The organism is Paenibacillus azoreducens (assembly GCF_021654775.1).
In the GTDB taxonomy this organism is placed as follows: domain Bacteria; phylum Bacillota; class Bacilli; order Paenibacillales; family Paenibacillaceae; genus Paenibacillus_AQ; species Paenibacillus_AQ azoreducens.
The window spans coordinates 5,220,589-5,234,272 of the sequence record NZ_AP025343.1; the positions used below are offsets into that span (position 1 = coordinate 5,220,589).

Annotated in this window: 10 protein-coding genes; all 10 read right to left on the minus strand. The window is 51.2% G+C overall.

Annotated features, from left to right (window positions below; translation table 11 throughout):
- Positions 1-17: 17 nt before the first annotated feature.
- On the minus strand, positions 18-1,136 hold the full coding sequence (locus L6442_RS23215) for a GNAT family N-acetyltransferase (RefSeq protein WP_212979676.1): 1,119 nt from the start codon (positions 1,134-1,136) through the stop codon (positions 18-20).
- A complete protein-coding gene (locus L6442_RS23220; RefSeq protein WP_212979677.1) occupies positions 1,133-2,623 on the minus strand; it encodes an oligosaccharide flippase family protein in 1,491 nt (496 codons plus the stop codon). The genes L6442_RS23215 and L6442_RS23220 overlap by 4 nt, the downstream gene beginning before the upstream one ends.
- Positions 2,610-3,725 (minus strand): glycosyltransferase family 4 protein, encoded by a 1,116-nt coding sequence (locus L6442_RS23225; RefSeq protein WP_212979678.1) that lies wholly within the window; start codon positions 3,723-3,725, stop codon positions 2,610-2,612. Before L6442_RS23225 ends, L6442_RS23220 begins: the two co-directional genes overlap by 14 nt.
- Positions 3,725-5,071 (minus strand): hypothetical protein, encoded by a 1,347-nt coding sequence (locus L6442_RS23230; RefSeq protein WP_212979679.1) that lies wholly within the window; start codon positions 5,069-5,071, stop codon positions 3,725-3,727. The genes L6442_RS23225 and L6442_RS23230 overlap by 1 nt, the downstream gene beginning before the upstream one ends.
- Positions 5,068-7,239, minus strand: coding sequence for a bi-domain-containing oxidoreductase (locus L6442_RS23235; protein WP_212979681.1), 2,172 nt, complete (start codon positions 7,237-7,239; stop codon positions 5,068-5,070). Before L6442_RS23235 ends, L6442_RS23230 begins: the two co-directional genes overlap by 4 nt.
- Positions 7,236-9,245 (minus strand): alginate lyase family protein, encoded by a 2,010-nt coding sequence (locus tag L6442_RS23240; RefSeq protein WP_212979682.1) that lies wholly within the window; start codon positions 9,243-9,245, stop codon positions 7,236-7,238. Before L6442_RS23240 ends, L6442_RS23235 begins: the two co-directional genes overlap by 4 nt.
- Before the next feature lie 3 nt (positions 9,246-9,248).
- A complete protein-coding gene (gene wecC / locus L6442_RS23245) occupies positions 9,249-10,517 on the minus strand; it encodes a UDP-N-acetyl-D-mannosamine dehydrogenase (protein WP_212979683.1) in 1,269 nt (422 codons plus the stop codon).
- A gap of 297 nt (positions 10,518-10,814) precedes the next feature.
- Positions 10,815-11,714: a UTP--glucose-1-phosphate uridylyltransferase GalU gene (gene galU / locus L6442_RS23250; RefSeq protein WP_212979684.1), complete on the minus strand. Its 900-nt coding sequence runs from the start codon at positions 11,712-11,714 to the stop codon at positions 10,815-10,817.
- A 508-nt stretch (positions 11,715-12,222) separates the two neighbouring features.
- Positions 12,223-12,912, minus strand: coding sequence for a CpsD/CapB family tyrosine-protein kinase (locus L6442_RS23255; protein ID WP_212979685.1), 690 nt, complete (start codon positions 12,910-12,912; stop codon positions 12,223-12,225).
- Positions 12,893-13,642, minus strand: a complete 750-nt coding sequence (locus L6442_RS23260; RefSeq protein ID WP_212979686.1) for a YveK family protein — start codon at positions 13,640-13,642, stop codon at positions 12,893-12,895. Before L6442_RS23260 ends, L6442_RS23255 begins: the two co-directional genes overlap by 20 nt.
- Positions 13,643-13,684: the final 42 nt, after the last annotated feature.

Consider the following 13,684-nt stretch of genomic DNA (forward strand, 5'->3'; position numbering starts at 1 on the left):
AGTACACTCCATAGTTTTTACAGGGCGTTTTTCAATTCCTTGACAGCCCGGATAATTTCCCTCGATTGATTCAGCAGCCGCAGCAACTTCGTTTGCTGACTGCATTCATTCCACATCACAAATGAATAGCTGACCGAAAAGTGATTCGCCCACCGGAATTTCCAGGGATAAGTGCCGGCGCCGAAATCGATCTGCTTCGCGCAGCTGCCGGAAAACAAGCTTTCGATCATTTCCATCAACAGTACGTCCGAAATGCCGTGGTAATTCGAATATTTCGGCGAATATCCCGTATTCCAGCCATACAAAACATCTCTATAAAGATAACAGCATTTATACATGATGATTTCGCTGTCTTCCGATTCCAGGTAAAAAAACAAAATCCGGTCATTTCCCTTGAACAGCTCTCTCAGGAATGTTTCATTGGCTTTGTCCTCGAACAAGCTCCCGCGCTCCGTCCGTCCCTTCACCTCATGCAGATACTTCTTCTCCAGCTGATGGACATTAGCGATTTGCTCGTACATATCGTCACTTTCACTGGCCCTGACAATTTTGAAGCGATAACCCGTGTCCTGCCGAAGTTTAACCCGTTTGCGCCTGAGCTTGGTGTTGATCATTTCTTTTTCAAACTGTTCATACGATTCAAAATCACCGCTATTAATCCGGTTGCAGGTAGTCAAATACTGCGTATGCTTGCTGTACCGGTCATGCCGCATGATATACTGCAGCAGCTGGGTATTCATCTGCAGATGGGTCAATTCGATTTTGTCCCATTTCTCCGAGTTTTCCTCGATCGTATGGAATAATTCCCGGATTAGCGCGGAAGCCTTGAATTTGCTGGAATCGATGATGAAGTTGAAATAATCTCCTTTTCCGAGAAAGCTGAGCACCCGGCATTTCACGATTTTTTTGTCGATGCAGCGGATCATAAGCGGCGCGATGGCTACCATCATATTGTCGCGGTAGTGGCAAAGGATAAACAATTGCTTGTCACAGCCGCTGCCAAAGGTTTGCCACCAGAAATAATTAAATTCAAAGGTGCTGTAATAGGTGGCGTCCGGGTCCTGTTCGGTCAGCCGTTCCCAATCCTCCCGTATGGCGAGAAATCCGTCCACATCGGTAATTATTTTCGTGTTCATGATTCGGAACTTGCTCCTTCCACGATCATTTTTTTGGATTTGCGGTTCAACGCGGACAGCAGGTCTCCAAGCAGCTCATGCCTGTTGATAAAACCAAAGAGAAGGCTTGCAGCGGTAAAAATCAGCACAAGCAGCATATTCAGGCCGATTTCAAGCGGCAGAGATAAGGGCAGCTGCATGCACGCGACGTAGAGAGCGTAAATCGGCACATAGAGGATCAAATATTTGTACGGAAAAAAAACGCTTAGCCCAAGCGGGTAATATTTGGATCCATAATGATAAAACACAGCGTTGGTCACTGCATAGGAAATCACCGTCGCAAGCGCCGAACCGTAAATCCCAAGCCAAGGGATCAATACCAGATTACATATCACGTTGATGACCGCAGCCAGGATGGATATCAGATAATTCGTCCGCATTTTATTAGCTATATGCAGTCCAAGAGAATAAAAGGCGACGCTGCCCGACAGGAAATACGAAAAGGCGATCAGCGGAATTAAGTAGGCGGCCGCATCGTATTCTGCCGTAGCCACCAGCCTTACACCTACATGGGCGAAAAGAGATAATCCCAGAACACATAACCAGCCGAGAAAATTGTAGATCCTGAACATTTTCCTGATCTTTTCCGGCCCGTCCTCATCCTTATAGGCCTTGAATTTAAAAGCCGTGAACACGGACATAAAAGGGGCGATGAATGCCGGATTGATCAGCATGCCGATCTTGTATCCAATGGAGTATACGGCGACTGAAGACAAGTTCATATAACCTTTGATCAGGAAACGGTCGCTTAAACTAAGCACCCAGGCGGAGATGTCCCCTAACAGCAGGCCGGTGCCGTACCTCAGCATATGGCGCAATTGCTTTTTCTCCAGCGTAAAACGAAAGGTTCCGAGATTCAGCACGAACAACACGCCAAACACAAGCATGTTCGCCAGCAGTTGAGACGTAAAGATGCCAATGATTCCTTGCCCCCGGGCGAGAAAGAAATACAAGGCAAAAAGCAGAGTGGATAAAACGACCGAAAACTGTATACTGCTGGACTTCATCGCCTTAAACTGCATAGAGTAAAAGCTGGAGTAGATCAGATTAAGGCAGGAAAATACCGAAATCATAACCACGTATGGAATGAACAGGACGGCATCCGCACTGTGGTCAAACGCAAGCGGAGACAATAGCGGGCTTAAAGCCCAGGCGCCCAAGATGCAGACCGCGCCCCACAGCATGGCAAATGTCAGCGCGGTATTCCGCAGCTCCCGTTTGTTTTCGAATTCGTTAAAAAAACGGATCATTCCGGAATGAACTCCCAACGCGATGAGCAGCGAAAGCAGCATCTGCACGCTGAGAAGGAGATCATATTGGCCGAACTGATCCTGCGTTAAGTTCCTAGTATATAAAGGGATAAGCAGCAAATTGACAAGCTGGGTCAAGACCGAGGAGCAGAAGTACACCGCCCCGCTTGACAGCATTTTGGGATTATCGGTTGACACGGGACATCACTTTGCTTTCTATAGGCTTTGGACCCGAAATCCGGTTGTAGACCGCGATCAGATCGGATGCATAGTCCTTCGGCATCGCCTTGGACGCGGACTGCTTGAAGCTTTCGTAATTCCGTATTACCCGGCGCACCGTTTCCGTAAGCTCCTCCAAATCGCGGGACTTAAACAAAAGGGTTCCGTCAGGTCTTTTGCATACATCGCTTGCCACCGCCGGAATTTGGCAGTGAAGCGCCTCGGCAACGGACACGCCGTAGCCATCCATGCTGGTCGGCCTTATGAACAACCTGCTTTTTTTCAAAATGGGCCAAAACTCCGTATCCTTCACTTCATAAAAATAAAACCGTTCGGCCAAACCGTAGGCGGCAATCCGCCGCTTGATCGCCTCGTAATATTTCCGTTCTTCCGGACTCTGCTCCGCAGCTCCAAGCAGGGCAAACAGCAAACGGGCTGAAATGCCGTTATCCGTTAGCCCCCTCATCATCTCAATGAGAAGATCAATGCCATACAGATCATGATCTTGAAATAAGCGCACAAACCCGTTGGCGCAGATGACAAAATCCTCCGTATCGATGAATTTGCTGACCTCAGCCGGCAGCGGCCATTGCCCTCCCCCGCGTTCATTCGGATGAATATAAGCCGGAATCGTGCCCACCCGGTCCTGCCGGAAGCCAAGATTCAGCAGCAACCGCGTCGTTGCTTCATTGACGCATACGATATAATCGATCCGCTTCAGGCTTGCCAGCAGCAGCTTGCGCGTGAGGCGGCCCGCATGTTCAAGCTGCTGTGACAGGCTTTCGCCGTGAACGGTGAGCATAATCTTTTTGCCGAGCAGTTTATAGCAACCAAGCAGCATCCGAAAACGCGGATCGATCGTGTGAAAATGAAACAGATCCCCGCGGATAAAAGGGATCTGCAGTACGAATTTTCTGTAGCTACCCATAGCCACGATATGCCGCTGCTGATCCGCCACATTGGACTCGTTGTAAATGACGCATTCGACGTTATGCTTTTGCAGTTCGTCAGCCAATCTTTGAATATGGACCGAAATCCCGCCGATTGGAGGAGGAATCGGTCCTACCATAATCAATTTCATCAGATTACCGGTTCCTTTCCGATCCGAACCTCCACGTTCTTAAACTTGCCGGTTTCCGTTCTGACGATATGGGGAACGATCGTAATCTGAAAATTCATGTCGATGGTAAACAGATTTTCCAGCTTCTTCACCACCATGCTGATTTCTTCTTCCACAATGTCTTTCGGCTGGCTGGATTCGGCCATAATCTCAATCAGATCATAACGATGCTGAATCAGCTTGCAGGCGCTGAAAGTTCGCGTCCCCCGAAGCGCAATGGCGATCAGCGGCGATGGAAGCATATCCCCATTCGGTTTATACATGATTTCACCCATGCGCCCGTCGATGGAACGAATGACCGGAAACAGGTGTTCAAGCCCTTTTTGCGGCTGTTGATCGAATGGCGAAGCCGCATCGGTTAATTCATAGCGAATGAGCGGCATCACATCGTTTAAGAAAGAAGTGCCGATAATTGCGCTGGTGTCCGGGTTCTGCTCTACGTAGCTATATAAGGGCAGGAAATAATAAGCGCGGGAGTCGTTCATCCATCCGCCTAAAGCCGCCTTTTCGGTTTGCCCGTAATGGGCGAACAGCTTCGAGCGGGAAAAAACGCTGCCGATCAGATGTACCTGATAGTCATGGACCATTTCGCAGGCCAGCAAAACGGCTTTCGGCTGATATAACGCGGTCAGCTGCTGATCCACCAGAAACTTGGCGAACATGGCCAGCGCCGACGGGAAGCCGTACAAGTATTCATATCCCGATGCCAAGATGGCCTCCAAGATTTCCTTTATATTATGCTCCGTAATGGACGTCGTGTTGATTTTCAACGTTCTCGAGTACTTGTCGAGGATATACAGCTTGCTGCTCGGCAGCGCTCCCCTGAATTCCACGCGCCCGTCTCCCGGCTTGTAGCCGACATTGGCCCACTGATAGCAAATGGCCGCCCATTCGCGCTGTTCGACGGTCCGGTTCGTATACAAGGTTAGAGAGGTGCCCGTCGTTCCGCTGGTGCCCAGCTTTTTCAGCTTTTCCGGCGAATATTTGGCCACGACCATCTCCTTGCCGTGCATCCGCACATCCTCTTTATGGATGATTGGAATCCGTTCAACGTCGCTGAAATCCTGCAGCATATCCGGGTGAAAGCCGTGCGAATCATAAAGCCGCTTGTAGAATACCGTTTGTTCATAAGCGAGTTTTACGATCTCCTTCATGGCTTGAAGCTGCGCCTGCCGGATCTGGCCGTAATCCATCGATTTCATTTGCTCGAATTTATGCAGCCATATATGAAATTCCCTGCCGACATTCACGTACCGGAACGGAAAATACGATAAGATCTGTTTGGCGGCCGTTTTCGTGATACTCATGGGTTCATCATTCCTTTGGTTAATGATCTTTCGACTTCAAGCGCAATTTCCGAGGCCTGGATCTGCTGCCATAACGGTATCGGCCACTCCGTGCGGCCTTGAACGGCTTCTCCGAACCGCTCAAGCGTTTCGCGCTGTCCTTTGCTGGAGATTTTCGTTTCCAGCCCTTTCGCTTTGCTGCCGGCAATCAGCAGCCGGCGGTAGTCGTCAAGGAAAATGTTTTTGCCGTCCACGTAAATGTCCATCTGCTCTTTGGGATAAGATTTGCTGCCAAGCGCGGTATAGGTCACCGTGGCGACGGATCCGTCCCCAAACTCCATCGTTGCGACAAAATTATCCGTATGCGTATAATGTTTCGTTGCCGGATCGATATGGGATACGTGAATCCGCTGTACCCTGCTGCCAGTCAAATAAGTAAACAGATCATAAATATGGCAGCATTCCCCACGGTTGCGGCCTCCGCCTTCTTCCGTCTGCGTCCAATGGTCCAAAGGCAGATAACCGGCATTCATCCGGTAGTTCAATATCATCGGGTTGCTGCGCCGTTCCGTGATCTCTTTGATCTTGGCCGCATAAGGCGAAAACCTGCGGTTAAAACCGGTGACCAGCACCGGAGCCGATTTTCCATCCGGCAAATCCGCATAAAACTTTTCGATATCCTCCAGTTCCGGCCGGGTTAGAGCCAGAGGTTTCTCCACAAACACATGTTTTCCGGCCTCAAGCGCCTCAAGCACGATAGAAGCGTGGGTATCATGGCGCGTTGCGATCAGCACCGCGTCAACCTCGGGGTCCTCAAGAAGCAGCCGATAACTCGTGGCCGCATACACCGCCCCAAATTGCTTGGCCGTTTCGGCGGCATTATGCCCGGTCTGGCTCATGACGGCCTGCAGCTGAAACATGCCTGATAAGGCATTGATATTCGGCAGGTGCATGGCTTTGGCAAATTCGCCAGCTCCAATCAATCCGATCCGCACTTTGTGCTCCATGCCCACCCTTGCGCTGAGCTGCGGATTAGTAGTTACTTTATGCCTGTCGCCCGAGATGACTGCCGTCTGCGGATATGAAAGCAGCACCATCATCGGCTTGGCCTCCGCATGCTGGATAAATGCATATGCTTCCGCCGCTTCGCTTACCGGGAATACGCGGGAAATCATCGGTTCAAGCCGAATCTTCCCCTCCGCAACTAACCGCAGGTATTCCCTCATATTCCGATTTTCCGTCCAGCGCACATATCCGAGCGGATAATCTTGTCCCTTCTCTTCGTAGTTCCGGTCATAACGGCCCGGCCCATAGGAGGTGGAAATATAAAAATCCAGTTCCTTCTCATAAATGTCGGACCGATTAATCTCAAGGCCGACATCCCCCACAACGACAACGCGCCCCTTCTTCCTTGTCATCCGGAAGGCTTCCGCCAGGATCGTGCTGGATTTTGCCGCTGCCGTAATAATGACGCCATCCGCGCCCAAGCCGTCGGTCAACCGGAGCGCGGCTTGGGCGCTGCTATCCTCCCCGGGCCAAATGGCCAAATCCATACCCAAGCGCTGTGCAAGCGCGATCCGGTCTTTATCCAGATCGGTGCCGATGACCCGACATCCGTTTGCTTTCAGCAGTTGTGCCGTCAGCTGTCCCAAAATTCCCAGCCCGATCACCACAAACGTCTCCCCCAAAGTCGGGGCCGCACGCCGCAAGCCCTGCATGGCGATCGCTCCAAGCGTCACCGTGCTTGCTTCCGCCATCTCCAATCCTTCGGGAACGGGCGTCACCAAATTCCGGGGCACCCGGATGATCTCGGCATGGTGGGCAAACTGGGCTCCGGCACAGGCAACGCGATCCCCCGCTTTTAAATCCGTAATTCCTGCCCCGACTTCAATTACCGTTCCGGCGGCGGAATAACCCGAAGGCTGTCCCGAGCCCATCTTCACCTTGAGCATATTCCGCGTATGGGACAAACCTTGGGCGGCGGCGATTTGCATCAGCTTCCTGACCTTGTCCGGCTGCTGTACCGCGCGTTTCCAGAGCGGAACGCCGCTGGTCTGCAAACCGCTGATTTCCGTTCCGATCGAAATGCACGAATGGTCCACCTGGACGAGCACGGTTCCTTCCCTAATTTCCGGCGCCGGAATTTGTTCAACAACGGCGCTGCCCTGCCTAATGATCACTTGATTCATCCAATTGCTCCCCCGTTTGCTTCGAAGTGGATATTCGTCTTCAATATTTGGCTCTGGATATCTACCCGCAGCAGCTTGCTTGGCACCCGGGTTCCATAACTTGTCGATACCCAGGCTTCCTGCAGCTCGACTTTGGCCGCATGCTCGAATTCGAGAGTAACCGTCAGCTCTTCCGCATGCAGCAGCCATTTCTCCCGGTCCCTGGATACGTGAATTTCCGGAGCCAGCATCAGAGAGACGGCCGCGGAAGGCACATCGGCGGTCATCGCAGCCGTTTGCTCAAGCGTATCGATAATAATCAAGCTTGCTTGTTCCAGCGTTATATAACGGTTATGGATAATACCGCCCTTCGCAAGATAGCCTTCATGCCTGCCCGCAAAATGACTGTCCGCAAATCGTGTACATGCCGCGTTTGTCTGCTCCCGCAACAGGAACAGATTTCTTTCTTCCATATCATTTTGTTCCATCCCGCCAAGCTGCAGTGTATTATGTACGGCCGTACTGCGAAACACATTCCGGGCCCGGTAATCCGCTGAGTAAACGTAAGTGCCCGGATCCACCGCAATGTCCCTTCCCCTAATATTCAGCACGAAGCTCAGCTGATCGTTATGGCTGTGTGCCCCATGCCCATGAAAGGAAAGCTCCCCGCAGCGAATCAGGCAGTAAACCTCCGGACTGCGCAGTACATAATATCCGCCATCCGGAAAGGCAGAGGATTTCATCGCGGAATAGGCCGACTGCAAGAAAGGCTTCAGTCCGCCTGCAATCCATAACGCATCCTCTCTGGCGCAGAGGCCTGCAGTCCGAAAATCATCCCGATCAAAAAACTCCCCGGCCACCGCCAGCAGATGGCGGAAATCATTGCGCAGCCATCCCCCGTATTGCGAAACGATGAGATATCTTCCGTCATCGGCATCGCCGATCAGCGGGGTTAATCCGTCCGGCTTCATGATTTGCAGCATAAAATCAAACATCGCCTCAAGACGGCGCAAATATTCCGCAGAAAAGCCAAGGTCATTCCTTGCGCACCAAATCGTTGTTACGAGAAACATTTCCGCGACAAGACGATGGTAGGACGTGGATGCCTCGTAGTTCGTTCCGTCCGGATGGACCTGGATGAACATTTCTTTTTCCAATTCCGACAGACCGAAAGCCAGCCACTCTGCCGGACCGGTACCCTGCATCCGGTCTTCGGGCACGTGAAAGCCGCGGAAATAAAGCCCCAGCGCAATCAGCCCGGCCAAATCGGCCGTATAATGATTGCCTGTATGTTCCCCGGTGTTTTCAAGATTTCCGCGGATAAATCTGCCGTGCAAATATAGCGATGCATGGAAGTTCTCCCAAAAGGCGTCCGGTATGGACGGGCTTTCCCGAAAAAAAGGAACGGCGGCAATCCAATTCGCCGCGCGGATGGCCACATCCATCGCACAGGTCCAGTTGACGGACATCCCCACCGGATTCTGTAAGATCCAATCTTCCAGCTGCATCCGGAATTCAAGTGCGTATTTCTCGTCCCCTGTAAGCCAATAGGCCTTCCCCAGCGTAAACAAATGCTGAAAACGCGACAGTTCCCAAGGAACTTTAACGTCAGCCGCGTTGTCCAGATCAACGATTTTGATTCGTTTATAAAACTTCTTGGCCCACCGGTACCCCGACTTAAAATCCTCATTCCAAGGCAAAGAAGGCCCCAGTTGGGTATCGCCTGATCCCAGCAGATCAAATACATGCGCGCAGATTCGATCCGCATCGCGAATAATATCCGCATCGAGCCCCTCGGTCAGAAGCATTTTCATATATCCGTCCTTGTCCGCAGGATTAACGAGGTAAGCGCACTCCGGCACAAACGAACGGAACAGCTCTGCCGGAATGGAAACCGGCTTGCGTCTGATCCGATATTCGCGGTATACGAAACCGGCCTGTTCTGCGGCTTTGCCGGCAACTTTTTTGACGGCTATCCGAAAAGGCATCTTCTTCAAGCGCCTGAATTTGGTTTGAAGCGTAAGCATGACCTACACTCTCGCTTCCACGCGGGAGGGATGCATGAAAAATCCTCTCGTATCCACCACGATTTTGTCTTCAAGCAGTTCGGGGCCGATCGGGCCGAAAGCGTCATGGTTGACGAGCAGCAGGACAATATCCGCCTGGCGCACCGCCTCCTCCGCTTCGCAAAACTGTACATTTCCGTACTGCAGGCTGACCGGCAGTTCCTTGATATGGGGCTCGGCAACATACAGGTAAGCGGCCGCCGCCTTGGCCAAATGTTCCACAATCGCCAGCGCCGGACTTTCGCGCAAATCATCAATATTTGCCTTAAAAGATAAACCCAAGCAGGCAATTCCCGGTGATTTCAGCTTTGCGGCAACCTGGATGACCTTCTCCGCCACATACCATGGCTTGGAATCGTTGACGATCCGGGCCGTATGGATCAGCTTCGCCTGCTCCGGGGCAGCATCCACCAAAAACCAGGGATCGACCGCGATGCAATGTCCGCCTACGCCGGGGCCGGGCTGAAGAATATTGACCCTCGGATGGCGGTTGGCCAGACGGATCAATTCCCACACGTCGATCTCCAGATGATCGCAGATCAGAGACAGCTCATTCGCAAACGCAATATTGACGTCCCGGAAGGAATTCTCCGTCAGCTTAGCCATTTCGGCCGTACGCGCATTCGTCTCCAGAATGGCCCCCTTGACGAAATGCCGGTAAAAATCAGCGGTCCATCGTGTGGACGCCTCGTCGATTCCGCCGACAATCCGGTCATTCTCCACCAGTTCGCGCAAAATTTGACCGGGCAGAACCCGCTCCGGGCAATAGGAAACAAAAATACGGTTATATGCGGCATAAAGCGAATCGGAAATGCTCAGATCCCTTCTTGCTTCCAGAATCCAGTCCGCAATTCGTTCCGTCGTGCCAACCGGACTGGTTGATTCGAGGATGACCAGATTCCCGGGGCGCAGGTATGGAATCACCGCTTTAACGGCCTGCTCCACATAAGTCAGGTCAGGTTTGTTGTTTTCTTGAAAAGGGGTCGGTACGGCTAAAATATAAACATCCGCTTCCGCCGGAATTGTTGAAGCGCGAAGCAGTCCGCATTGTACGGCTTCCTTTACGACTTGGTCCAAATCCGGCTCCGTGATGTGAACCTCTCCCTGACTGATCTTTTCGACCGTATGTATGTTAACGTCTACGCCGTGTACCTGAAATCCGTTTTTGGCCAGCAGGCCGGCCGTCGGAAGTCCGATATACCCCAATCCTACTACGCATACTTTTTTCACCATTTACGTCCCTGCCCTTGTAATAAAATTGAGGGAATCCCTCTTCGCAAAGCTCCCGCCATGAAGAACATCCTTTAAAAGAAAAACGACTTTCGACGTGCCTCCACAAAAGACGCGCTGCTTTTAGCGGATGCTTTTCTTGTGAAATAAGGATGCGTAACCAGGCGAGATATGCTTTCTCGTATTTAAAGAAAAACGTCTATCGACGTACTTTCAAAGAAGACAGACGGCGTTTAGCGGAAGTTTTTCTTGCGATCTTAGGTACTTAAGCTCCGCTTAAAACTTATTATTTTATAGTCTTCAAAAAGAGGGCTTCTCCTGTTTCTCCAGCTGAAGAATGCGGTCCATCGCGGACAAAAGCGGCAGCCGCAAATCCTCCTGATGCAGTGCGAAATCGATGGTAGTCAATATGTAGCCGAGCTTTTCCCCGACATCAAACCGCTCCCCTTTAAACGCATAAGCGATGCAGCCCTGTTCCACGATCAGCTTCTGGATGGCGTCTGTCAGCTGTATTTCACCTCCGTACCCCGCCTCCTGATGTTCCAAAAACCCGAAGATCTCCGGCGTCAGCACATAGCGGCCGATAATGGCCAGATTGGATGGGGCCTCGCCCGGATCCGGCTTTTCCACCACTCTGCGCAGCTCGTATGCCGTCCCTTCATGGTCAAGCGCATGCAGCGGATCGATGACGCCATAACGATGCGTCTGATCGCGGGGAACGGAGCCGACGCCAATGACGGATACCCCATAGGTTTCGTATTGCTCGACAAGCTGGCCGATACAAGGCACCTCCGACCGGACCACATCATCGCCGAGAAGCACCGCAAAAGGTTCGTTGCCGATAAAATTGCGGGCGCACCATATGGCATGCCCGAGCCCTTTGGCCTCCTTCTGACGGATGTAATGAATTTCGACCGTAGAAGAACGCCGGACCGATTCCAGAACCTCCAGCTTGCCTTTTTGCAGCAAATTATGCTCCAGCTCAAACGAATGGTCGAAGTGATCTTCAATGGAGCGTTTGCCTTTTCCGGTTACGATGATGATATCTTCGATCCCCGCGGCAATCGCCTCTTCGACGATGTACTGGATCGTCGGTTTATCGACGATGGGCAGCATCTCCTTGGGCATGGCTTTGGTTGCAGGCAAAAAACGGGTTCCAAGCCCCGCTGCCGGAATGATTGCTTTCCTGACTTTTTGCACTATGTTTCTCCCCCTTTTGTACTTCCTTCTCTTTACAACCCCAAAAAGTGAAACATATGCTTCGCGGTTGATTCCGAGTACTTTTCGAGGACCCGTGATTTAAAAACCGGAAACGCCTTGTTAAGGATTAAAGGATGAGCTACATGTCCGGCCCCGCATAGCTCATACTTCAATCGAAGTATGAATTCGGGCATCTAACCCGGCCTCACACCACACTCTCGACGATTGACGTCTAAGGTACCTTCATACCCACAGCGTGATCGAGTGCCTACCGTGATAAAGGTGCAGTAGACATAACCTTCGGCCGTTCCGGCCGACAATAACCTATTCGAGGTTGTTCAAAAAGTCCGCTTTTGATCACGAAGTATAACAAGGAGAAGCTCGGCATCGAACCTTGAATTCAGCCGGGCCTTCCGGTGCTCATGTACCCAAAACGTACACTCCGCTCCTCATTCCCTAACTTCATCCAATCTTCTCGGTGCTGAAAACCGACCTTTTTGAACACGCACTATTCGGGAATTCCGTAATTATAGTACTGATGCGATTCCGACTTGCTGTATCTCTTGTTATTGAGGAACACGCCCAAAATGTTGGCTTTGGCAAGCTCCAGCTTTTCCTTTGTTTTCCTAATGAGCTCCCGCTTCACTTTTCCCGCATGCACGACAAGGATGACCCCATCGCAAACCGAAGCGACGATCAGCCCATCCGCGACAGCCATCACCGGGGAAGTATCCAGCAAAATCACATCGTATTCTTCCTTCCAAAACTCGATAATTTCCCTTAATTTATCCGAAGACAACAGCTCCGTCGGATTCGGCGGCACGGGACCGGCGGTGACCAGAGACAAATGGTCGATCGACGTTTGATGCAAAATCTCGCCATACGTGCATTGATTGGCCAAAATATTGGATAAACCGATCCGGTTGCTCACATTGAAGACGTTTTGCAATGAAGGATGCCGCAAATCGGCGTCGATCAGAAGCACCTTTTTTCCTTCATGGGCATACGCTACCGCCAAATTGCTGATCGTCGTCGTTTTCCCTTCACCGGCTTGGGTCGAGGTGACGGCCAGCACCTGCAGCTTTTGATTCCAGCCCGAAAACTGGATATTGGTACGGAGATTCCTATATCCCTCTGAAATGATGGATCGGCGGTTGATGTCCATGATCAGTTTGCTTTTACTGGCTGAGCGGCGCATAATTTTCACCTGCCTGATTTTTGGTACGGGCCGAAGTTCTCGTTCTAAGATCCCTTTTGTTCATTTTCCGGATGGCCCCAAGCGTAGTCAGTTCGAGATATCGTTCCACGTCATATTCGTTTTTGATCGTATCATCCAGATGTTCAAGCAGAAGCACGATGCCCACGACAAGGAGGAATGATGCGGCAAAAGCGATCGCCATGTTGATTTTCAGCTTCGGGCTGACCGGAACCGGATGCTTCTGCGGCTTGGCCGTATCAAGTATCGAGATATTGTCGACCTTCATGATCCGGGGGATTTCTTTTTGAAACACTTGCGAAACGGAATTAACGATATTCATGGCATGGTTGTATGAAGCATCGCGTATTTTCAGTGTTATAACCTGGGAGTTCTGTGCGGTGATCACTTGCAGATTGTCGGCGAGATCTTGGGAGGATGCCTGGAGGTCGGGATGCTGCTGCACGACCTTGTCCAGAATCGCAGCGGATGTAATAATCACTTTGTAGGAATTGATCAGCATGATGTTGGAGGTTATTTCATTGATGTCGAGTCCCCTTGCCCCCATCTGGTCCATATTCATCTTGTTCACGATCAGGGTGCTTGTAGCCTCATATGCCGGCGTTATCATGAATCGGCTGTAAAGTCCGGTTCCGGCGGTGCAAATCACCACAAACGCTACAATCAGCCACAGCCTCTTTCTCACCATTTGTATCATCAGTTTTAATTCCATCAGGATTTCCCCCAACTCTTATAGATGTTGTTCTCTGCTTTT

Coding starts and splice junctions, on each gene's coding strand:
- L6442_RS23230 (WP_212979679.1), bottom strand. CDS start 5,071: ATGAGTATCACGAAAACGGCCGCCAAACAGATCTTATCGTATTTTCCG.
- wecC (WP_212979683.1), bottom strand. CDS start 10,517: ATGGTGAAAAAAGTATGCGTAGTAGGATTGGGGTATATCGGACTTCCG.
- L6442_RS23225 (WP_212979678.1), bottom strand. CDS start 3,725: ATGAAATTGATTATGGTAGGACCGATTCCTCCTCCAATCGGCGGGATT.
- L6442_RS23240 (WP_212979682.1), bottom strand. CDS start 9,245: ATGCTTACGCTTCAAACCAAATTCAGGCGCTTGAAGAAGATGCCTTTT.
- L6442_RS23260 (WP_212979686.1), bottom strand. CDS start 13,642: ATGGAATTAAAACTGATGATACAAATGGTGAGAAAGAGGCTGTGGCTG.
- L6442_RS23235 (WP_212979681.1), bottom strand. CDS start 7,239: ATGAATCAAGTGATCATTAGGCAGGGCAGCGCCGTTGTTGAACAAATT.
- L6442_RS23215 (WP_212979676.1), bottom strand. CDS start 1,136: ATGAACACGAAAATAATTACCGATGTGGACGGATTTCTCGCCATACGG.
- L6442_RS23255 (WP_212979685.1), bottom strand. CDS start 12,912: ATGCGCCGCTCAGCCAGTAAAAGCAAACTGATCATGGACATCAACCGC.